The sequence below is a fragment of the Shinella yambaruensis genome (assembly GCF_050859155.1).
Lineage (GTDB): Bacteria > Pseudomonadota > Alphaproteobacteria > Rhizobiales > Rhizobiaceae > Shinella > Shinella yambaruensis.
The window spans coordinates 124,987-147,389 of the sequence record NZ_CP150640.1; the positions used below are offsets into that span (position 1 = coordinate 124,987).

At 68.5% G+C, this 22,403-nt stretch carries 9 protein-coding genes; 5 read left to right on the forward strand and 4 right to left on the reverse strand.

What is annotated here, in order from left to right:
- Window positions 1-224: 224 nt before the first annotated feature.
- From WMC41_RS26575 to WMC41_RS26585, 3 genes are read right to left on the reverse strand one after another with little or no spacing between them, the layout of a single operon-like run.
- Window positions 225-941, reverse strand: a complete 717-nt coding sequence (locus WMC41_RS26575; RefSeq protein ID WP_432349586.1) for a TetR/AcrR family transcriptional regulator — start codon at window positions 939-941, stop codon at window positions 225-227.
- Window positions 938-2,743, reverse strand: a complete 1,806-nt coding sequence (locus WMC41_RS26580; protein ID WP_432349587.1) for an ABC transporter ATP-binding protein — start codon at window positions 2,741-2,743, stop codon at window positions 938-940. The genes WMC41_RS26575 and WMC41_RS26580 overlap by 4 nt, the downstream gene beginning before the upstream one ends.
- A complete protein-coding gene (locus WMC41_RS26585) occupies window positions 2,740-4,509 on the reverse strand; it encodes an ABC transporter ATP-binding protein (RefSeq protein WP_432349588.1) in 1,770 nt (589 codons plus the stop codon). The genes WMC41_RS26580 and WMC41_RS26585 overlap by 4 nt, the downstream gene beginning before the upstream one ends.
- 361 nt (window positions 4,510-4,870) lie before the next feature.
- On the opposite strand from WMC41_RS26585, the gene WMC41_RS26590 reads away from it, so the two are divergent.
- The 5 genes from WMC41_RS26590 to WMC41_RS26610 are packed head-to-tail and all read left to right on the forward strand — an operon-like array spanning window position 4,871 to window position 21,705.
- The gene (locus WMC41_RS26590) at window positions 4,871-13,957 is read left to right on the forward strand and encodes an amino acid adenylation domain-containing protein (protein WP_432349589.1); all 9,087 of its coding nucleotides are present in this window, start codon (window positions 4,871-4,873) and stop codon (window positions 13,955-13,957) included.
- The gene (locus tag WMC41_RS26595) at window positions 13,957-17,304 is read left to right on the forward strand and encodes an amino acid adenylation domain-containing protein (RefSeq protein WP_432349590.1); all 3,348 of its coding nucleotides are present in this window, start codon (window positions 13,957-13,959) and stop codon (window positions 17,302-17,304) included. Before WMC41_RS26590 ends, WMC41_RS26595 begins: the two co-directional genes overlap by 1 nt.
- The gene (locus WMC41_RS26600; protein ID WP_432349591.1) at window positions 17,301-18,071 is read left to right on the forward strand and encodes a thioesterase II family protein; all 771 of its coding nucleotides are present in this window, start codon (window positions 17,301-17,303) and stop codon (window positions 18,069-18,071) included. Before WMC41_RS26595 ends, WMC41_RS26600 begins: the two co-directional genes overlap by 4 nt.
- Before the next feature lie 14 nt (window positions 18,072-18,085).
- Window positions 18,086-20,662, forward strand: coding sequence for an aminotransferase class I/II-fold pyridoxal phosphate-dependent enzyme (locus WMC41_RS26605; RefSeq protein WP_432349592.1), 2,577 nt, complete (start codon window positions 18,086-18,088; stop codon window positions 20,660-20,662).
- Window positions 20,659-21,705, forward strand: coding sequence for an OsmC family protein (locus WMC41_RS26610; protein ID WP_432349593.1), 1,047 nt, complete (start codon window positions 20,659-20,661; stop codon window positions 21,703-21,705). Before WMC41_RS26605 ends, WMC41_RS26610 begins: the two co-directional genes overlap by 4 nt.
- Here the strand turns inward: WMC41_RS26610 and WMC41_RS26615 are convergent.
- The gene (locus tag WMC41_RS26615) at window positions 21,668-22,402 is read right to left on the reverse strand and encodes a 4'-phosphopantetheinyl transferase family protein (protein WP_432349594.1); all 735 of its coding nucleotides are present in this window, start codon (window positions 22,400-22,402) and stop codon (window positions 21,668-21,670) included. The genes WMC41_RS26610 and WMC41_RS26615 overlap by 38 nt on opposite strands.
- Between the last annotated feature and the right edge of the window lies 1 nt (window position 22,403).

Genomic DNA, 22,403 nt, shown 5'->3' on the forward strand with positions numbered 1-22,403 from the left:
AATGATCCGACAATCCCGTCATCTACGACAACCCGTTCAAGGTGGAACCGCGTGGGGCATAGACGAATGCAGCCGCCGGATCGGACCACGGCCGTTCCGGCGGTTGATGCGCCGCCATGTCGCAGACACTAAGTCATGAATTTGCATTTAGCAATAAACATGACAAAAAAACTCCAGATATATAACCCGCCGCAGAAGATCGGGCCATGCCGAGCGCTTCGCGGTCAGCCGTTTCCGCCCTGCGCGTCTGGCGGGCGCAGCGTCGCGGCTCCCGCAAGGATCACCTCCAGCTTGCGCCGCCACCATTGTCGCGGATGGCTGCGCAGGACCTCCGCCATGGTGTTGAGCGCGGTGGCGATCGACGCGTCGATCCTGCCCGCCTCGCTCCACGCGCCTGCGACCTTCTCGCCGAGCGTGTCGCCCTCCTCGCGCGTCTGCTGGAGGCTCTGCCAGGCGGAGACGCTTTCGGTCGTCATGTCGATGATCATATCGACGACGAGGGCAGCATCGGACGTCGAAAAACCGAAGGCTTCAAGCCGGCGCACCGCCTCGGCAAAGGCCTCTATGCCGGACTGGGGGGTGTTGCCCAGCCGCCGCAGCACCTGCGCGAGGCCCGGATGGGTTTCGTAGAGGTCCCACACGGCCTCCGCCATGGTCCTGAGGTAATCCTGCCAATCCTCTGTCTCGGATCGCCAGTCGAGCCGGCCGATCGCAAGATCGGCCGCCGCGAGCAGGATGTCGTCCCGGCTCCTGGCGTGACGATAGAGCGAGGAATGGTCGACACCGAGGCGGGCGGCGATCCGCACCAGCGTCGCCCCGTCGAGGCCGATGTCGAGGGCCGCCACCGCGATCGCCTCACGCGAGATAAGCGCCGGGCGTCCGGGACGGGCCTCTCCCTCCACGCCGCCGCGCGGCGCGCGCTTGCGTCCCGTCGTGCTCATGGCCTTGCCTCCGTCTCGTCGTCGCCGATCTGCCAGCGTGCCGCCCGGTTGCGCAAGCCCCAGAGGTGGGCATAGAGCCCGCCCCGCGCAAGCAGGTCGTCATGCGTGCCCTGTTCGGCGACCACCCCGCCGTCGAGCACGACGATATGGTCGGCGTTGCGGATGGTCGAAAGGCGGTGGGCGACCACGATCAGCGTGCGGTCCCGGGCAAGGCCGGCAAGGGCGGTCTGGATGGCCCGTTCGTTGCTCGGGTCGATGGCTGCCGTCGCCTCGTCGAGCAGCACGATCGGCGCGTCCTTCAGGATGGCGCGGGCGATGGAGATCCGCTGCCGCTCGCCGCCGGACAGCATTGCCCCGCCCTCGCCGACGCGCGTCTCGTAGCCATCCGGCAGCGCCATGATGAAATCATGCGCCTGCGCCCCGCGCGCTGCCGCCTCGATGGCCCGCCGGTCCGCCCCCGGCCGGCCTTCCGCGATATTGTCGTGGATCGTTCCGGAAAACAGGTAGACGTCCTGGAAGACCACGGCGATGTGCGCGGCGAGATCCTCGAACCGCATCGCGCGAAGATCGACGCCGCCGAGCGTGATTCGCCCCTCGCCGACCTCCCAGAAGCGGGACAACAGGTTGAGCAGCGTGCTCTTGCCCGAGCCGGACGGACCGACGACGGCGACGACACTGCGCTCGGGGACCGCAAAGCTGACGTTCCGCAGCACCGGCCTTCCCGGCACATAGGCGAAGCCGACCCCTTCGAAGGAGACGGCAAAGCCGTTCGGTCGCGCCGGTGTCTTCGGCTCCGGCAGGAGGGGGGCGTGAAAAATATCGTCCATGCGCGCGAGCGACGCCTCCGCCGTACGCGCCGTCTCCATGACGTTGAGCAGGGAAAGGATCGGCGCGTAGAGCGTCGTCAGCAGGCCGAGCACGCAGACCAGCGTGCCGGCCGGAATCTCACCCACGACATGGCGATAGCCCGCAAGCGCGATGACCAGCGGAATGCCGAGCATCACGATGGCGGCAAAGCCGACCATGGGCACGACGAGCGCGGCGATCATGCGCACCGAAACCGCATGGAACCGGTCGAGCGCGGCGCGAAAACCCGTCCAGCCGTCGGCGAGCCGGTTGAACGCCCGGATGACCTTCATGCCCTCGACATAGTCGATCATCCGCGCCGCCGCCTCCGCCTGTGCGCCTTGCCGGTCCGCCGCGAGCGCCGCCAGGCGCCGGCTCGACCAGAGGAAGACGGGCGCAGCGAGAAGGATCGGCGCGAGCGCGATCAGCGCCGCAGGCCAATCGGTCGCAAGGAGGAAGCAGAAGACGGCGAACGGCAGGCCGATCGCCTGGGCGATCTTCGGCAGGCCCTCGGCCAGAAAGACCTCCAGCATCTGCATGTCGCCGGTCAGCGCCGTCACCGTGTCGCCCTTGTGGCGGCAGAGGTGAAAGCCCATCGGCAGCAGGCGAAGCCGCTCCAGCATGGCCATCCGCAGGTTCCCCGCGACGAGATGGCTGGCGATCCAGCAGTCACGGGTCGCCAGCAGGCCGAAGAGCACCTGGCCCGCAAGGGCGCAAAGCATCAGCGCGCTCGCCTGCGCGGCCCATGCGGCGGTGACGGCGCGGCCCTCGGCGAGATCGGCGACGACCCAGACGGCGACGGCGAAGGAGAGGCCGAGCGCGGCCGATTGCAGGAAGCGGAAAAACGTTCCCCGCACCACCATGCCCCTGTGCGGGCCGGTCAGGCCGAAGAGGCGGACGAGGCTGCGGATATCGGAGCCGGCCGTGGCGGAAACGTCATGCACGTGGACGTTCATTGCGCCGCCTCCGGCATCCTGTTTTCCCCGGTGAAGGCGGCCGAACGCACCGCTTCCCAATCCGCCCACAGGTCGGCATAGAGGCCGCGCCGGTGCAGCAGGGCGTCATGGCCGCCGCGCTCGGCCACACGGCCCTCCGACAGGACGACGATCTCCGACGCCGCCGCGATGGTGTGAAGCCGATGGGCGACGACGATCAGCGTGCGGCCCTGGGCAAGCGCGCTGATCCCCGCCTGGATGGCCGCCTCGCTGTCCGGATCGGCAAAGGCCGTCGCCTCGTCGAGCACGATGATCGACGCATCCTTCAGGATGGCACGGGCGATGGCGATGCGCTGGCGTTCACCGCCGGAAAGTTGCACGCCACGGCTGCCGATAGCTGTGTCATAGCCCTGCGGCAGGGCCGAGATGAAGCCGTCCGCCTGGGCCGCCCGCGCCGCCGCACGCACCTCCTGCCGGCTCGCGCCCGGCCGGGCGATCGCTATGTTGGCGGCGATCGTATCGGAGAACAGGAAGACGTCCTGGAAGACGAAGGCGATCTCGTCCATCAGCTGCGCCGTCGGGATGTCGCGCAGGTCGACGCCGCCGAGCGTGATGCGCCCGGCGGCGACATCGTTGAACCGCGCGACGAGCGTCGCCGCCGTGCTCTTGCCCGAACCGGACGGGCCGACCAGCGCCGTGACCACGCCGGCGCGCGCTGTGAAGGACACATCCCGCAAAACCATGCGCTCGCCATAGGCGAACGAGACATTGTCGAAGACCACATCGCGGCTGGAAAACGCCACGCGACATGCCGACTCCGGCTGGGCCGGCGTCGCCAGCAGGTCCTCCACCGCCCGCGAGGCGACGGAAATCTGTGCGAGATGCTGGAATAGCGTAAAGAGTTTCATCAGCGGCAGGCTGTAGCCCGCGCCGAGAATGACGAAGAAGACGAAGGTCGCGACATCCAGCGTGCCGGCCGCCATGAGCCAGAGGCCCGCCGGCAGGATCAGCGTGATATTGGCAAGGACGAGCGCGTTGAACGCCCCGCCGAGCGGCACATAGGCCCGCGTGATCTCCGTTTCGATGCGCACATAGTCGCGCACGGCGGCCGCCGCCCCGGCGAGGCTCTCGCCGCTGCGGTTGAAGATCTTCACCACCGGCATGCCTGCGACATATTCCACCACGGCGGCGTTCATGCGCGCGCTCGCCCCCTGGAACGCCGGCACCTTGCGCGCGGAGCGCAGCATGGCGATGCCGATCAGCAGGAAGGAGAGCGGCGTCAGGAACACCGAGGCGAGCGCCATGCGCCAGTCGACGGCAAAGAGCCAGGCGGAGACCGCGAGCCATGTGACGACGGCACCCGTGCCCTCCGGGATGCCGTGCGCCGCGATCATCTCCAGCCGCTCCGGCTCGTCGATGACCAGCGCCTTCGCCTCCCCGCCGGTGCGGGCGGAAAGCCAGCCGAGCGGCAAACGCGAAAGATGCGCCGCGACGGCGAGGCGCAGGTTGCGGATGACGCCGAAGGCGGCGGCATGGCCTTTGGCGACGGCGGCTGCCTGCGCCGCGTGGCCGAGCAGGACGACACCGGCGGCAAGCCCCGCCGACGACAGGACGGAAGAAAGCGACACGGTGCCCTCGATCACCGAAACGACGACCCGCCAGACGATGTAGAGCGGCACAAGCTCGAAGGCGGCGGCGAGCGTGGCGAGCAGCATCGACAGGACGATGGCGCGCCGCGCGCCGCCGGCATGGCCGAGCAACAGGCGGAAGCTCGAAAGGTAGTCCACCCTTTCTTGCGCGCCGGCCGGCCGACAGGTCCGTCCGCGCCGCGCCGTTTGCGTTTCGTCACACTCCATCACGCACTCCCGGGCACACAGGCTGACGGCAGCACTAAACGGCTCGGCGACATTTTGCAACATACTGTTTCAAATTCTCCATGGCGCTACTCGCAAGACTTGTTTTCCTCAACGCTTTCAAGGTTATAAATCGAAAAACTCCGCAAGTGCCTCCCGCATCTAAACTCCGCATCCGGCCTAATTCGCTCCTCTGCGGAGCGGTCCGTACCCGGCGCTTCATTGTTTAAGGGACAACAGACCCGCGACCGCCGGCCGGCGGCGCGTGAACGAGTGCCGGACTGCGGAGAACGCCGTGACTGTTGAACCCGTTGCGATCATCGGAATGACCTGCCGGTTTCCGGATGCGCCCGACGTCGAGACCTTCTGGAAGAACCTCGTCGAGGGGCATGAGGCGATCCGCCCGCTCTCGCGCGAGGAGATGGAGCGCCAGGGCGTCGACCCGGCGCTCGCCGCACGGCCGGATTATGTGAACGCCGGCACGGTGGTTGCCGACGCCGACTGCTTCGATTTCGCCTTCTTCGGCTATTCGCCGCGCGAGGCAGAACTGATGGACCCGCAGCATCGGCTGTTCCTGGAGGAATGCCGGCGGCTGATGGACAGCGCCAACCTGACGCGCAGCGGTCTCAAGGTCGGCGCCTTCGCCGGCTGCCGCCAGAGCACCTACCAGCCGCTCCTGCCGCCGATCCGGGCCGAGGAGATCACCCGCACGGAAAGTTTCCAGCAGCTGATGGGCAACGACAAGGACTACCTCGTCACCCGCGCCGCCTACAAGCTGAACCTCACCGGGCCGGCAATGACGGTGCAGACCGCCTGCTCCAGCTCGCTCGTCGCCGTGCACCAGGCCGTCGAAAGCCTTTTGGCACGCGACTGCGACGCGGCGCTTGCCGGCGGGGTCGCCATTTCCTTCCCGCAGGGCGCGGGCTATTTCCGCCAATCCGGCATGATCTTTTCCGAGGACGGCCATTGCCGGCCCTTCGGCGCGGCCGGCACGGGAATCGTCGCCGGCAACGGCCTCGGCCTCGTCGCCCTCAAGCGGCTGGCGGATGCGGAGCGGGACGGCGACACGATCCACGCCGTCATCCTCGGGTCGGCCGTCTCCAACGACGGCAGCGCCAAGATCGGCTATACCGCGCCGGGCCGGGACGGACAGCAGCGCGCGATCCGTGAGGCGCTCGCCCGAAGCGGCGTTTCCCCCGCCGATATCGGCATGCTGGAGGCGCACGGCACCGGCACGCCGCTCGGCGATCCCGTCGAGATCGGTGCGATCTCGGATATTTACCGCGCCGCCGGCGCTGATCCGCAGAACACGGCCCTCGGCTCGGTGAAGGGCAATCTCGGCCATCTCGATACCGCCGCGGGGGTCGCAAGCCTCATCAAGGCGACGCTTTCGGTGCGCGAGGCCCGCATTCCCGCAAGCCTCCATTGCAAGCCGGAAAATCCCCGCATCGATTTCGCCGCTTCCCCCTTCGACCTGGCCGTCGAAACGGCCGAATGGCCGGAGCGTTTCGAAAGGCGCATCTCGGCAGTCAGCTCCTTCGGCATCGGCGGCACCAATTGCCATATGATCGTCGCGGCCGCCCCGACACGGAAGGCATCGGCCGGGATCGCCCCGCCGCGACAGGTGCTCGTCTGGTCGGGCCATGGCGCGGAGACGCTCGGCGAAAGCCTTCCCCTCATCGCCGATCGGCTCGACGACGGCCGCCTCACCGCCCAATGCGCGACCGCCGCGCTGCGCCGGCAGCATTTCGGCCATCGCGTCGCCGTGACCGGACGGACGGCGGAAGAGCTTTCGGATGCGCTTCGGGCGGCAAGGCCCGCCAAGGCCGGCGGAGGCCGCACCGCCTGGATGTTCAGTGGCCAGGGCAGTCAATATGCGGGCATGGGCGCGGCGCTCCATCGCGAGAGCGCGCCGTTCCGCGACGCCATTGAAGCCTGCCTCGCCGGTTTCGCCGCGAACGGGATTTCCGATCTCGACCGCGTGCTCTTCGATCCCGAGCGGGCGAGCGACCTCGACCGCACGTTCTATACCCAGCCGGCCCTCTTCAGCTGGCAATATGCCTTCGCCGAGATGCTGCGCGGCTGGGACTTTGCCCCCGATCTCGTCTTCGGCCACTCGGTCGGCGAGTTCGCCGCCGCGGTGACGGCCGGGCTTTTGCCGCTCGACGCCGCCATCCGCCTCGTTGCGGCACGCGCCCGGCTGATGGAGAACGGCACGGAACCCGGCACGATGATCGCCCTCTCCCTGCCGGCGGAACAGCTCAAAGCCCTGCTGAAAAACCATGCCGAGATCAGCCTCGCCGCCATCAACGGCCCCGATCGCTACAGCCTGAGCGGCCCGGAGCGTGCCGTGACGACGCTCGCCGCCGATCTCGCACGTCAGAAAATCGCCCATCGCCGCCTCGCGGTGAACCGAGCCTTCCACTCGCGGACCATGGAGGCGATCCGCGCCGACTTCACCGCAGCCTGCCCGGCACCGCAGCAAGACGACGAGAGCTGCATCATGCTCTCGACGCTGACGGCCTATGCCGTTGAGCCCGAAGAACTCGACGCCGCCTATTGGTATCGGCAGCTGCGCGAGCCCGTGAATTTTTACGGCGCGGCACAGCGGCTTGCCGAATTCGAGATCGACAATGTGCTGGAAATCGGCCCGGACGGCGGCTTCTCGCGTCTGCTCCGCAGCATGGAGCTACCCCAGACCATCGGGACCGTCGTCGACAGGAACGAAGCCGATCTCGCCGCCGTCATCGCGGCACTCTACCGGCTCGGCTGTGACGAACCGGTGGAGTCTCTTTATCGCGCGTCCGGCGCGGCGTTCACCGAAATGCCTGCCATCCGCCTCGCCAGAGGCCGGTGCTGGCCGGATGGCGACACTGTGGCGACCGCGCGCAGCGGCACGGCGTCCGGCCTCGCGCCGCTGCTTTCGCCCCTGTGGCAACCGCTTGCAGGACGCGACAGCGGCTTCCGCCTTTCCTTCGCACACCCGCTGCCGCTGGCGGCCCGTCCCCTGCACGCAACGGACAGCCGCGGCTTCCTCGGCCGCGGCGCGATCAGCCTCTCGCTCGAAGATGCGACAATCGACGCAACCTACGAGCCGGCCTGCGGGTCCGATCTGCCGGACGCCCCCTCGCTGCCGCTCGCCGCGTGGCTGGCAGCCGCCGCGAGCGCCGGCAGGGCGATTTCGGGCGGCTGGCTCTCGCCCGGCTGGCAGGCCGCGACGGATGTCAGGGAGGTGGAGGACGGCGCCTATCTCACCGATGGCCTGCGCTGCCTCGCCCGCCTCGATCTCGTCACGCCGAAAAGCGCCGAGGAAGACCAACCCGTCCAGCTCTGGCGCTGGCGCTGGCAGGAGCTTGCGCGCCTCTACCAGCAAAAGCTCAGCCGCTCGTCGATCGCGGCCGCCGAGGACTGGCTGATCGTCGGCGACAATGCGGTGGCCGGCGACCTCGCCGCCATCGGCCGCTGGATCGGCCACAACGTCATCCTGCGAGATGCGCCGGTCGAGGGCGATTTCGCCCAGGTGGTGGATTGCCGCGGAGCCGGCGCCGCCGACGCGTTCGGCGACGGCCATGCCCATCTCCGAACGGCGGTGACGCGCGCGCTCGAATGGCTGCACTACGGTCTCGCCCATCCGGCCTGCCGCATCGCCAATCTCGTCTCGCATGCCTGCGACCCGTTCGACGCCACGGCCTTCGGGCCGGACTGGGCGGTCATGCAGCTTTGGCGCAGCCTGCGCAACGAGCAGCCACACCTGCCGATCGCCTGCCTCGACATCGGCGACGCCACGGACATCGAGACGCTGGCGGCTCATCTCGAGCACCTGCACGATCTCGGCGCTGCGCTCGCCTTGCGGGGTGGAAAACTCTACGAGCCGGCGCTGGAGAGCCACCCGGCGATACGCGACACCGTGCCCATCGCCTGGCCGCAGGACAGGCTGACGCTGGTCGCCGGTTTCGGCGCGGTCGGCCGGGAACTCGCCCTGTGGCTCGCCGGTCAAGGATGCCGTCATCTCGCCATCGTCCTCCACCGCGCGCCGGACGCCGCGCAGGACGCCTGCCTTGCGGCCCTTTCCGCCGCTGGCGTCACCGTCACCATGGTCGAAGCCAGCCTCACCGATGTCGAAGCCCTGCGCAAAGGCATCGCCGCGCTCCCCCGGCCGGTCGGCCAGGTGTTCCACACCGCCCATGCCGGAACCAGCCAGTTGCTGGCCGACGAGACCGCGGAGCGCTTCGCCTCCGCCATCGCCGTGAAGGTGGCGGGCAGCCTTGCGCTTTACGAGGCCGTGGCGGACCAGCCGCTGGCGCTGTTCTGCCTGTTCAGTTCCGCCGCCTCGCTGCTCGCCATGCCGGGCGCGGCCTACAACACAGCCAATGCCTGGCAGGATTCCTTCACCGCCCATCTTCGGGCAAAGGGCGCGCCGGCGCTCTCCATCGCCTGGGGCCAGTTCGCCATGGACCGGCGCGCCGACAAGCTGGAGCAGCTCGGCAAGACGAGCCTTCGCCCGATCCCCGCCGAGACCGGCTTTGCCGTGATGAACCGCCTCCTGAAGGACGGCGTGAGCGGCCTCGTGCCCATCTCGGTCGATCCGTCCGCCCTCGCCGCCGCGACGGGCGGCATGCCCGCGACGCGCGGGCTGCTGCGCCCGCTGCTCGCCGCCGAGATGGCGCGGGAGGAGGAAAGCGTGGTCGATCTCGCGCTCGGCGGCCTTTCCCCGGCCGAGCGCGCCGCGCGCATCGCCCGCTACCTGCGCCAGGTCATCGGCAAGCGGCTGAAATTCGCCAGCGACGCGCTGGACGCCGCCAAGCCCTTGACCGAACAGGGCGTCGATTCCCTCATCTTCCTCGAACTCGTGCACATCATAAACGGCCAGTTCGCCCTGACGCTGCCGCCGACCGCCGGCTACGAGCACGGCACGATCGACGCATTGTCGAAACACATCGCCGGCCTCCTCGCCGAAGGCGACGACATCGATTTCTCCAGGCCGCTCGGCAAGGGCGAGATCGAGATCGTCGCACGCCCGCAAGAACGCTTCGAGCCGTTCCCGCTCACCGACCTGCAACAGGCCTTCTGGGTCGGCCGCAGCGGCGGCATGCAGCTCGGCAGCGTCTCCTGCCACGAATATATCGAGATCGACCTCGAAGACCTCGACGTCTGCGCGCTGGAGACGGCCTGGAACCGGCTGATCCGCCGCCACGAGATGATGCGCTGCATTATCACGCCCGCCGGCCGCCAGCGCATTCTCGAAACCGCGCCGCACTATGCCGTCAAGGAACGCGACCTCACCCGCCTCGCCGAGGCCAAGCGCGACGAAAGGCTCGGCGTGATCCGCGAGCGCATGTCCTATCAGGTCTTCGATCCGCAGGCCTGGCCGCTCTTCGAGCTGACGGTGAGCCATCTGCCGGGCGGCCTGTCGCGCATCCATCTCGACATGGACCTCCTGGTCTTCGACATCCAGAGTTTTCGCGTGGTCTTCGGCGAACTCGCCACGCTGCTCGCCGACCCCGATGCCGAACTGCCGGACCTTACCCTTTCCTTCCGCGACTATGTGCTCGCCGAGGAAGCCGCCCGCCGCGGCCCGCAATGGGAGCGCGCGAAGACGTTCTGGCTGGACAAGCTCGACGCCTTCCCGGCCGCGCCCGACCTGCCGCTTCGCCGCGCGCCGGCCGAGGTGACGCGCCCGACCTTCCGCACGCTCGACCATCGCCTGTCCTCCGCCCATTGGAAGCGTTTCCAGGCCGAGGCCGCCAAGCTCGGGCTGACGGCGAGCGGCGCGCTGCTCACCGCCTTCACCCATGTGCTGTCGACCTACAGCAAGGCCCCGGACTTCACCCTCAACATCACCTATTTCAACCGCAAGGCCGTGCATCCGCAGGTCATGGACATCTGCGGCGATTTCACCTCGCTGATGCTGCTGCCCGTCGCCGCGCGCGAGGGCGAGACCTTCCTTTCCGCCGCCCGCCGCACGCAGGACGATCTCTGGCAGGCCTTGGCCCACCGCGAATTCAACGGCATCCGCCTGATGCGCGAACTCGGCCGCCACCGCAGGACGGGGGCCGACAGCGTCGACATGCCCGTGGTCTTCACCAGCATGATCGGCATGGATTTCGACGATCCCGCCCGCGCCGACTGGCCGCTGACCAGCCGCCAGGTCTTCCAGATCAACCAGACGCCGCAGGTCTGGCTCGACTATCAGGCGACCGAATATGGCGGGGCGCTGGTGACGCGCTGGTTCATCGCCGACGACCTGTTCGAACCGCGGCTGATCGAGGGCATGTTCCGCGCCTATACCGACTTTCTTCAGATGCTGTCCGAAGAGAACGGACTCTGGGAGACGCTGGTTCCGGACCTCCGCCCCGCGGAAGACCGCAGCCTCGCCGCCGGCCTCGCCGTCGCCGGAGAGCGGCCTTCCGGCTCCCTCATGCCCTCGCTTCTGCAACGCAGCGCCGAGGCGCGGCCGGAGAGCGTCGCCATTCTCAGCCCGCAGGGCGACCGGACCTACGCCGCGCTCCGGGCCGACGTGAACCGCCTCGCGCACCACCTGATCGCGCTCGGCGTAAAACCGTCCGAACCCGTCGCCGTGGTCATGGCGCGCCAGCCGGATGCGGTGCTCGCGGCCCTCGCGATCCAGGCCGCGGGCGCGTGCTACGTCCCGGTCAACGGCGACTACGAGAACGAGCGGCTCACCGCCATCCTTCGCGACCTTTCGCCCTTCGCCGTGCTGACGAGCGGCGCCGGTCCCGCCCTGCCGCCCGAATTCCGCCGGATCGACCTTTCCGGCCTTACCCTCGACGGCCTGCCGGAGACGGCCCCGGAACTGCGGCAGACGGAAACGGACCTCGCCTACATCATCTACACCTCGGGCACGACCGGCCAGCCGAAGGGCGCGATGCTCGACCATCGCGGCCCGCTGAACACCATCGCCGCGCTCATCCGCCGCCTCGCCGTCACCGAGGCCGACCGCACGCTCTCGCTCTCGGCCTTCCATCACGACATGTCGGTCTTCGACGTCTACGCCATGATGGCGACCGGCGGGGCCGTGATCCTGCCGGATCGCGAGCGCTCGAAGGACGCCATGCACTGGCTGGACCTCGTAAAGCGCCACCGCCCGACCATCATCAACGCCGTCCCGGCCTTCGTCTCCATGCTGCTCGACGCGCAGGCGCTGAGGGGGGCGGACCTGCCCGCCCCGCGCCATGTCATGATGGGCGGCGACTGGATTCCCCTTGAGTTGGTGCGCCGCCTGAAGGCGCTGTGGCCGGACTGCGCGATCCACAGCATCGGCGGGCCGACGGAGACCGCGATCGTCTCGGCCTACTATCCCCTCGCCGCGCTCGACCCGGCCTGGACGAAAATCCCCTATGGAAGGCCGCTGGAGAACCAGACCTGCCGCATCCTCAACCCGGCCGGGCAGGAGTGCCCGACCGGCGTCGTCGGCGAGATCTGCACCGGGGGCCTTGCCATGTCGCTCGGCTACTGGCGCGACGAGGCACGCACGGCGGAGCGCTACCGCCTGCATGCGCCGAGCGGCGAGCGGCTGTTCCACACCGGCGACCTCGGCCGGCTCGGCGCGGACGGCGAGATCGAGATCGTCGGCCGCATCGACAACCAGCTGAAGATCAACGGCGTGCGCATCGAGCCGAGCGAGATCGAGGCCGTGCTCGGAGAACATCCGCATGTGGCGGAGGCGGCCGTGGTCTATGGCGGCGCGCCGCTGAAGCAGCTGCACGCCTATTTCACCCTGACCGCCGATGCGCCGGCGCAGCGCGGCGAAACGAACGGCGACAACGGCTGGCACCGTGCGCTCACCATTGGCGACTGGGCCTGCAACGACCTGCCCGACGATTTCGACCTCGACCGCTACGGCGCGCACTTCGCCGCCATGGAGCAGCTCAGCACCTGGGTCATGCTCGGCGCGATGCAGGAGGCCGGCTATTTCCGCAAGGCCGGCGACACGGCGCGGGAGGACGAAATCTCGTCCGCCCTCAGTGTGAAAGAGAACTACGCAAAACTCTTCCGAAGCTGGCTCGACGTGCTGGAGGCGGACGGCTATCTCGACCGCGCCGGGGACGTCTACCGCACCACGCCGCGCATCGCCGAGGCCGACGGCCGCGCAGAATTGCAGGCCGGCATCGCGGCCCGCGCGGCGGCGGGGGCGGATTACGATCGCCGCATCTGGTCGCTCTACGAGCGCTGCATCGCCAATCCGCGCGCCCTGCTCGACGGCACGCTCAATCCGCTCGAACTGATGTTCGAGGGCGGGCGCACCGATTTCGTCGAAAGCTGGTATCGCGAGAACCCGGTCTCGAAACACTTCAACACGGTGGCCGGGGAAACCGTGCGCGGCCTGTTCGAGGGCCACGATCCCGCCCGCCCCATCCGCATCCTGGAATTCGGGGCCGGCATCGGCTCCGTCACGCACGACATCCTGAAGGCCCTGCCGCACGAAAACTTCACCTACACCTTCACCGATCTTTCGCGCTACTTCCTGGAGAACGCGCAGAATGTCTTCGCCGACTGGCCGCAGATGCGCGTCGGCCTCTACGACATCAACGAAGACCCGGCGCTGCAAGGGCTGGAGCCCGCCGCCTACGACCTCATCATCGGCGCGAATGTGCTGCACGACGCGATGGACGTGAACCGCAGCAGCCGGTTCATCCGCTCGCTGCTGAAACCGTCCGGCCATCTCCTCCTGGTGGAAGGCACGCGCAATCCGCGCTTCCAGCTCGTCAGCCTCGGCTTCGTGGAAGGTCTCAGCCACTACGAGGACGAGCGGCTGGAGACCCATCTGCCCATGCTGAGCGCGGATGCCTGGCAGGCCGTGCTCGAACGGGCCGGCTTTGCGCGCCGCACCGCGCTACCGAAGCCGGGCAACCCGGTCGAGCGGATGAACTATCACGTCGTGCTGGCGCAGAACGGCGATACGGCAACCGTCCTCTCCCGCGAGACGCTCGACGCCTGGCTGAAAACCCGCCTGCCCGACTACATGGCCCCGCAGCAATGGCATCAGCTTTCCGCCATGCCGCTGACGGCCAACGGCAAGGTCGACCGCTCGCGCCTCGCGGCCGCCGTCGAGAGCGCGGTGCGCGAGGTCGAGCAGGCCGACGATCCCCTCGCCGAGGGGCTGGAAACCGTGCTCGCCGCGCTCTGGCGCGAGGTGCTGGGCCAGGAGATCGTCTCCGCCTCGGCGAATTTCTTCGTGCTCGGCGGCGATTCCCTGCTGATGACGCGGCTTTCGAGCCTCATCCAGCACCGCTTCGGCGCCGCGCCGGATCTCGCTTCGCTGCTGCGCGCGCCGCTCTTGAAGGACCAGGCGCGGCTCGTCGCCGATCTTCCGGCGGCGAAGGCCATCGAGGACGAAACCTTCGAGAGCGGAGTGATCTGATGACCGGCGCGGAACCGATGACGCTCGGCGAACTCAAGCGCCGCATGCAGGAAAGCCGCATCCGGCTGTGGGTGGCGGAGGGCGAATTGCGCTATGCCGCCCCGCAGGGCTCGATGACCGCCACGCTGCGCTCGGCGCTCGGCCACCACAAGGCGGCGCTGATCGGCGAGCTAACGCAGGCCGCGACCCTGCTTGTCGCGCGGCCGGAAGCGCGGCACGAGCCCTATCCGATGACCGACCTCCAGCAAGCCTATTGGGTGGGCGAGCATGGCGGCTACGCGCAATCGGCGATTCCCTGCTTCTTCCACCATTGCCGTTTCGAAGCGATCGAGCCCGAGACCGTGCAGACGGCCCTCCAGCGCCTGCAACGCCGCCATGAGGCGCTGACCGCCTGCTTCCTGCCGAGCGGCGAACAGGTGATCCCGCCGCCCGGCGCAAACCCCTGCCGGCTTTCGGTGGTCGATCTTCGCGCGCTCGCGCCGGACGAGGCGGCATCGCGGCTCGGCGCGCTCTGCGAAGCCTATCCGGAAACGCTGCCGCCGCTGGAAAAGGGCCCGCCGCTCGCCGCCACGCTGGTCCGGCTCGACGGCAGCGACCGCCTCCTCATCGCCTTCCGCCTGATCGCGATCGACGGACCGTCGCTCGCCATGATTTTCCGCGACCTGTTGCGCTATCTCTTCGACGACATCGCCGGGGAGGAACCGCCGCCGAGCCTCAGCCACCGCGACTATGCGCTTGCCTTGAGGGACGCGACGTCCGCCGAGAGCATCGCCTATTGGGAAAAAACCCTGCCGACGCTGCCCGGCCCGCCGGACCTGCCGGCGACGGGGGAAACGCCGCTCTGGTCGGATTTCCGCCGCCTCGCCGGCAAGCTCGACGCCGAACGCTGGCGGCGCCTCAAGAGCCGGGCGGCCGAACAAGGCGTCACGGCCAATGCGGCCATGCTGGCGCTCTATGCCGCAGCGTTGCGGCCCTTCGCCACGCACCCGGATTTCACGCTGAACGTGCTGGCGAACCACCGGCCCTTCCAGCATCCCGAGCTTTCGCTGATGACCGGCAATTGCTCGAACACGACGCTGGTCGATTGCACGGGAACGGGCAGCTTCGCCGACCAGGCACGGCGGCTTCAGGCGCTGATGGCCGAACGCCTCGCCCATGCGAGCGTCAGCGGCGTCTCGCTGATCCGCCGGCTGCAACTTTCCGCGAGCGCCGAGACGCCCGCCGCTCCCTTCGTCTTCACCAGCGGCATCAGCAGCGGCCGCCCGGTCCTGCCGGACGAACACACGAGCCGCTTCGAACTTGTCGGCAGCCACCTGCGCACGCCACAGGTTTCGATGGACCATCAGGTCATCGAGAACCATGAGGGCCTGATTTACTACTGGGATTACGTCGCTGGCGTCTTCGCCGAGAACCTTCCGCAAACGATCTTTGCCCGCTACGAGGCGGCGCTCCTGGCGCTCGTCGATGATCCGTCAGCATGGCTCCGCGACGATCCGGCGGAGACAGAGGCGCCGGCCCTGCAAGCCCTCGCCGAAGATCATCCGGACGACCGCGCCGGCACGCTGCCCAACCTCTTCCTCGCGACAGCGCGGGCGAGCCCGTCGGCCACCGCGATCATCGACGCCGAGGGTGCGGCCCTCACCTATGCCGCCCTGCGCCGGAAGGCCGAAGCGGTCGCCGCCGCGCTCCTTGCCCGAGGCGCACAGGCGGGCGACATCGTCGGGATCACGCTGCCGAAAGGCGCTGCCCAGATCGTCGCCGTCGTCGGCGTCAGCCTCGCCGGCCTCGTCTGGCTGCCGCTCGACAGCCGCCTGCCCGTTGAACGGCGCAACACCATCCTCAACCGCAGCGGCTGCCGCTGGCTGATCGCCGACGACCCGCGCGACCTACCCGCGGATGCGCGCGCCGTGACGGCCGATGACATCGCGGCGCATGCGGATGAAGCCGTCATCCCGCCCCGCCGCGAGCCCTCGGATCGGGCCTATGTCATCTACACGTCGGGCTCCACCGGCGCACCGAAGGGCGTGGTGATCAGCCACGCCGCCGCACGCAACACGATCCTCGACATCAACCGGCGCTTCGCCATCACGGCGGCAGATCGCGTGCTCGCGCTTTCCGCCCTGAGCTTCGACCTCTCGGTCTACGATATCTGGGGCACGCTCGCCGCTGGCGGGGCCATCGTCGTCCCGGCGGACAGCGAATTCCCCAACCCGCACGCGACGCTCGCCCTTTGCGCCCGCGCCGGCGTCACCGTCTGGAATTCCGTGCCGGCCCTCATCGACATGGCGCTCAGCGCCGCACGCCGCCGACCCGCGCCGGAACTGTCGCAGCTGAAGACCATCATGCTCAGCGGCGACTGGATTCCCCTGCCGCTCGCCCGCCGCCTGCGTGCGGACTATCCCAAAACGCGCCTTTGGAGCCTCGGCGGCGCGACGGAGGCGGCGATCTGGTCGAATTTCTATCCGGTCGAAACCGTCGAGAGCGATTGGACCTCCGTGCCCTACGGTTTTGCGCTGGCCGGCCAGCAACTGCATGTGCTCGACGCACGCAGCCGCCCCTGCCCGGCGGGCGTCACCGGCGAAATCCACATCGAGGGTTTCGGGCTTGCCGAGGGCTACCTGAACGACGCGGCGAAGACCACCGCGAGCTTCATCCGCCACGCCAGCGGCCGGCGGCTTTACCGCACCGGCGATCTCGGCCGGATCATGCCCTGCGGCGCGATTGAATTCCTCGGCCGCAAGGATTTTCAGATGAAGATTCGCGGCCACCGCATCGAGGCGGGCGATATCGAGGCGCATCTGACGCGCCACCCCGACGTGGATCAGGCGCTCGCCCTTGCCGTGCCGGGGCCGGACGGCGCGCCCATGCTCGTCGCCTGCCACACCGGCGCGGCCGATCCGTCGATCCCGCTCGCCGCCTGGCTCGCCGAGCGCCTGCCGCGCTACATGGTGCCCGACCGTTTCGTCCATCTCGACGCCCTGCCGCTCAGCGCCAACGGCAAGCGTGACCGCAAGACGGCCACAGCGCTCGTCGTCGCCGGCCTCACGCATACGGGCACAATGGAAAAACCGGCGCTCGGTGAAACGCTTGGCCCGCTTGCGAGCCTCTGGGCCGAAGTCACCGGCCGCATGCCGCTTTCGCCGGACGAGAATTTTTTCCAGAGCGGCGGCAACTCCTTGCTCGCCGTCCACCTCGCCCGCGCGATCTGCGAGCGTTTCGGCGTGGAGATCGGCCTTGCCGAAATTTTCCGCGAACCGACGCTCGGCGGCCTCCAGGCGGCGATCACCAGCCGCAGCCCCGCCGCCGAAAGCGCCCTTCCCCAGGAAACCCGACGAGCCGCCTCATGACCTGCCTTCCCTTCTCCGACACGAAACCGCTCGCGACCGTCGACCTCTTCTGCCTCACCTATGCCGGCGGCAGCACGGCGGTCTATCGCGACTGGAACCGCCTCTTCCCGGACTGGATCTCCGTGCGCCCCGTCGAATATCCCGGCCGCGGCACGCGCATGGGCGAGCGGCTGGAAAGCGACCCGGCCCGCCTCGCCGACCAGTTGCTCGCCGAAATCAGACCGCATCTCAGACGCCCCTATGCGCTCTTCGGCCACAGCCTCGGCGCGGCGCTCGGCTACCGCATCGCGCTCGGCCTGATGGAGAGCCTGCCGCCGCTCGCCTTCTTCCCCTCCGGCCGGCACAGCCCGGATTGCGAGGACCCCGCGCCGAAGCGCGCCCATCTCGACGACGCCGGCCTGCTCGATGAGGTGCGCGCCCTCAACGGCTCGCCCCGCGAGGTGCTGGACAACCGGGAACTGATGGCGCTGCTGCTGCCGATCATCCGCAGCGATTTCCGGCTCAGCGAGACGATCCGCGCCGAACGGGACGCACGCCCGCTCGCCTGCCCGCTGCATGTCTTCGGCGGCACCGGCGATCCGGAAGTGCCGGTCGAAGGCATCGGGCGCTGGCGCACCGTCGCGGCCGGCGATTTTTCGCAGACGCTGATCGAGGGCGACCATTTCTTCCTGCACCACGCCGGGCATGTGCAGACGATCGCCGACCGCATCGCCGCCGTGCTGGCCCCGCTCGCCGCGGCGCAGCCCGCCGCGCGGCGGCGCGCCTAGCCAAGGAGAACACGATGTCCCGCCCCTTCTGCCAGATCGTCGGGTTCGGCCCGGCCTGCATCAGCCTCCTCGTCAGCGCCGACCGGCGCGGGCTTCTGCCGGACTTGCTGGCGCGCGGCCTCGTCATCCACGAGCGGCGAGCCGGCGATGAAGAGTTGCTGCTCGCCGGCGCCAACTACGATATCCCCTCCAATTCCGACGCCAGCGACTTCCTCGACGGCATTTCCGCAGACGGCCTCTTCGCCCCGGTTCTCGACAGCGCGCCGGCCCGCCTGATCCGCGCCCGTGGCACGCAATCCGTGCCACTCCAGCTGGTAGCCCTCCTGACCGCCGAACTGCGCCGCACCTTCCTGGCGGCGGCGGGACAGCATTCGAATCTCTCGATCCGCCGTGGCCGGATCGCCCGGGAGATCACGCAATCGTCATCGGGCTGGGAGGCGCATTTCGACAACGGCCCCTGCGTCGAAAGCCGAATCGCCGTGCTCGCCGCTGGCAGCACGCCGCATCTTGCCCCCGATCTCCGGCGCATCACCGGCGAGGCCGGCGTGCCGCTCCTCCATTCGGAGGAAACGCTGCGGCCCATCGACCTCCAAAATCTTCTGCCGGAAAACGCCCGGCGCATCGTCGTCGTCGGCGCGTCGCACAGCGCCTTCTCCGTGCTGCACAAGCTGATCGAGGCCCTTCCCGAGCGCGACATGGCGCTGACGCTGCTCCATCGTACGCCGATCCGCCGCATGCATCGCAGCGCCGCGCTGGCCGAGGCGGCCGGCGAAACCTTCGATCCCGTCGCCGATGTGTGCCCTTCCAGCGGCCGCGTCTTCCGCTTCCAGGGCCTCTACACCCGCTCGAAGGCACTCTACGAGCAGATTCTCGCCGGGCGGCACCCGGCGGTCACGCTCCGCCATTGCCCCGATCCGGCGGAGGCCGAAGCGGTGCTGCGCGAGGCCGACGTCGTGATCGCGGCGACGGGCTACCGCCCGAACATCCCGCTGCTCGCCACGGCGGCGGGTCGTCCGATCCGCATCGGCCGCAACGGCAGCGCGGCGCTCGTCGACGCCTCCGGGCATCTCTGCGACACGCAGAACGGTCCTTGCCGGGCCTCCTCGGCATCGGCCTCGGCTTCGGGCGCATCCGCTCGGATATCGGCGAGCCGTCCTACCGGGGCGCGGCCGTCGGCATCAACATCTTCCAGGGCCCGGACGGCGACGCGCTCTGCGACAGCATCCTCTCGACACTCCAACAACAGGCAGGAGAACCTCTTGGCAAAGAGTATTCTTAAGGAATGGGCCGGGCGCTTCCGCAGCGAAGCCACCGGCGTTTCGGCGAAGACGGAATGGGCCGACCAGCTCACCCGCGCCCGCAACGCCGGCCCGCGCATGACCAACCAGACCACCATCGACCCCGCCCGCCACGGGCCGGGCACGCTCGCCGTGCATGCCGGCACCTATAACGACCCGATCACCGGGGCGGTCGGCACGCCGGTCTTCGCCGCCACCACCTTCCTTTTCCAGAAGGAAAGCTACGAAGCCTTCGACCAGGGCATGATCCGCGACTACCCGATCTACACCCGCTACGGCAACCCGAACCAATGGGCCGTGCAGGAGAAGGTGGCCGCGCTGGAACACGCCGAAAGCGCCATCGTCTTCTCCTCCGGCATGGCCGCGATCAGCACGACGCTGCTGGCGCTCACCAACAAGGGCGGCCATATCGTCACCGCCCGCGACCTCTACGGCGGCAGCTACAACCTGATGCGCGAGGACATGCACCAGTTCGGCCGCGAAGTGACCTTCGTCGACCCGATGGACATGGACGCGATCACCGCGGCGGTGCGGAGCAACACGGAGGTGCTGTTCTTCGAGACGCTGACCAATCCGCTCCTGAAGTTCGCCCCCGTCAAGGCGCTGGCCAAACTCGCCGCCGAGAACAACATCTTCCTCGTGCTCGACAACACCTTCCTCTCGCCCTGCTGCCTGACGCCGATCGACGACGGCGCGCATGTGGTGATCCACAGCGGCACGAAATACCTCAACGGCCACAGCGACCTCATCGCCGGCACCGCCGCCGGCAGCCGCAAATATCTCGACATGATCTGGGCGCAGATGCTCAAACTCGGCGGCAGCCTCAACCCGCAGGATTGCGCCATCCTCGAACGCGGCATGAAGACGCTGGCGCTGCGCATGAAGGCACATACTGAGAATGCCCTGGCGCTCGCCGAATGGCTCTCCCGCCATCCCGCCGTCGCCCGCGTCTACCACCCCGCTTTGCCGGGCTATCCCTACTCTTGGGCGGCGGAATCGCTAGCGCGCGGCAGCGGCGGCATGGTCTCATTCGAGGTGAAGGGCGGCGACAAGGCGGGCCTCAAGCTGATGGAGAACCTGAAGCTCGTCCATGCGGCGACCAGTCTCGGCGGTGTCGAATCGCTCATCAGCATGCCGTTCAACACCAGCCACAGCAGCCTCATCGACCGGCAGCGGCGCGAGGTCGGCATCAATCCCGGCCTGATGCGGCTTTCCGTCGGCATCGAGGATATCGGAGACCTCAAGGCCGACCTCGACCGCGCGCTCGGCGCAATCGGAGACATCAGACAATGAAGAACGGCATCAACGTCGCCGCCGTCAGCGAACTCGTGCACGAAATCCGCAAAGTGCCGGGCGAAAGCGAGATCTTCTACGGCGTCGACCTCGAATGGCTCGGCGGCCTGACCATGGACATCCGCACCAAGCCGCTGCGCTTCGGCAGCAAGCGGCTCGGCCGGGATTTCTCCTTCCGCGTCAGCCACCACGACGATCCGAGCCCGGAAGCGGCCCCGACGCCTGCGGATTACTTCACCACCGGCCTCGGCTCCTGCGTCGCCAACATCCTGGTGCAGGGCGCGTCCTACAAGGGCATGACCATCGACAAGCTGCAGGTGAACACAGTGACGCAGCGCAGCGGCGGAACGCTTTCCGGCACCGCCGTGACGGTGAAGCTGGAGGCGGACGGAAGCTGGCTGCAATACAAGCAGATGATGATGAACGTCGCGCGCTTTTCGCCGAACTACATCACCGTCACCCTGCCGAACCGCATTGACCTCACCTATCGCCACGTCCCCTCCGCCTTCCGCAAGAACGGCGCGGCAGCGAACGGTGACGGCCATGCGCCGGCCACCGCCCAGGCGGGCTCCAACGCGCCGATCCATCTCGGCGTCGATATCGCCTGGCGCAACGCCACTCAGTTCGACGTTTCTTTGCGCGACAGGCAGTACCAGGACGAGCGCTGGTCGCTGCCCGCCCGCTTTTCCGTCGATCAGCCGGCCCCGGCGCTCGGGCTGAACGAAGCGCCGAACCCGCAGGAATACCTGCTCGCGGCCGTGCTCTCCGATCTCGCCCAGCAGCTCGTCATCGTCTGCCGCGAGCGGGGCAAGCCGCTGCGCCAGCTCAACGCCTCCATGCGGTGCCGGCTGGACATGCGCGGCTGCTTCAACATCTTCGACAAGTCCGCCGTGCAGCTGCAGGACAACCAAGTCGAGATCGCCGCCGTCAGCGACAACAGCGAAGAGGAGATGAAGGATTTTCTCAAGCAGGCGCAGGCCGCCTCCGCCTGCTGGCAGGGTTTCGTCAACGCGACGCCCGCATCGCTGGATCGAGCCGGCTGAGCTCGGCAAGAATCGCTTCGAGGTCGCCGGCGTTCTCGCAAACGGCGACCTCGGGCACCGAACCATCGGCGGCGACGGCGAGCACATGCCCGTCGCCCAGCCGACGCCAGACGCCGGAAAAACGATCCGCGGGAAGGCGCGCCGCGAACCCTGCCCCCTCTGCCGTCACGGTCACGCTCTCCGGCGGAATGGCGAAGCCCGCGCCATGCGCCTTGAGAGCGGCTTCCTTCGCCGTCCAGATCTGCAGGTGACCAATGGCGCCCGCCGCGATCTCGGACGGCGCGAGGAACGAGGCGGCGATCTCGTCCCAGAAATGCTGCGGCCGGTCTGCCTCCACATCGACGCCGATCCGGCCCGACCGGGACAGCGCCACGGCCACCCAGCCGCCGCCATGGGAAAGATTGAAATCGAGCGAACCCGTATCGGCAAGGAACGGTTTGCCCCTGGGCCTGCGCGAAAAGGATAGGCTGGCGGGATTTCGCCCCGTCGCCGCGCCGAGCAGCCGCCGCAGCAGCCCATGCGCCGCGCGATACCGCTCCGTATCCTCCGGCTTCAGGAAACGCCCCGCCTGGAACCGCTCGGCGGACTCCAGCACGGCGTCCGGATCGAAGCTGCCGAGAACGGCGGAAACCGGCATGGCGATGGCGATGCCCGCGCACAGCCATTCTCCATCCACCGTCTTCGACCACTCGAACATT

Coding starts and splice junctions, on each gene's coding strand:
- WMC41_RS26600 (WP_432349591.1), top strand. CDS start 17,301: ATGACCTGCCTTCCCTTCTCCGACACGAAACCGCTCGCGACCGTCGAC.
- WMC41_RS26615 (WP_432349594.1), bottom strand. CDS start 22,402: ATGTTCGAGTGGTCGAAGACGGTGGATGGAGAATGGCTGTGCGCGGGC.
- WMC41_RS26575 (WP_432349586.1), bottom strand. CDS start 941: ATGAGCACGACGGGACGCAAGCGCGCGCCGCGCGGCGGCGTGGAGGGA.
- WMC41_RS26595 (WP_432349590.1), top strand. CDS start 13,957: ATGACCGGCGCGGAACCGATGACGCTCGGCGAACTCAAGCGCCGCATG.
- WMC41_RS26605 (WP_432349592.1), top strand. CDS start 18,086: ATGTCCCGCCCCTTCTGCCAGATCGTCGGGTTCGGCCCGGCCTGCATC.
- WMC41_RS26580 (WP_432349587.1), bottom strand. CDS start 2,743: ATGAACGTCCACGTGCATGACGTTTCCGCCACGGCCGGCTCCGATATC.
- WMC41_RS26610 (WP_432349593.1), top strand. CDS start 20,659: ATGAAGAACGGCATCAACGTCGCCGCCGTCAGCGAACTCGTGCACGAA.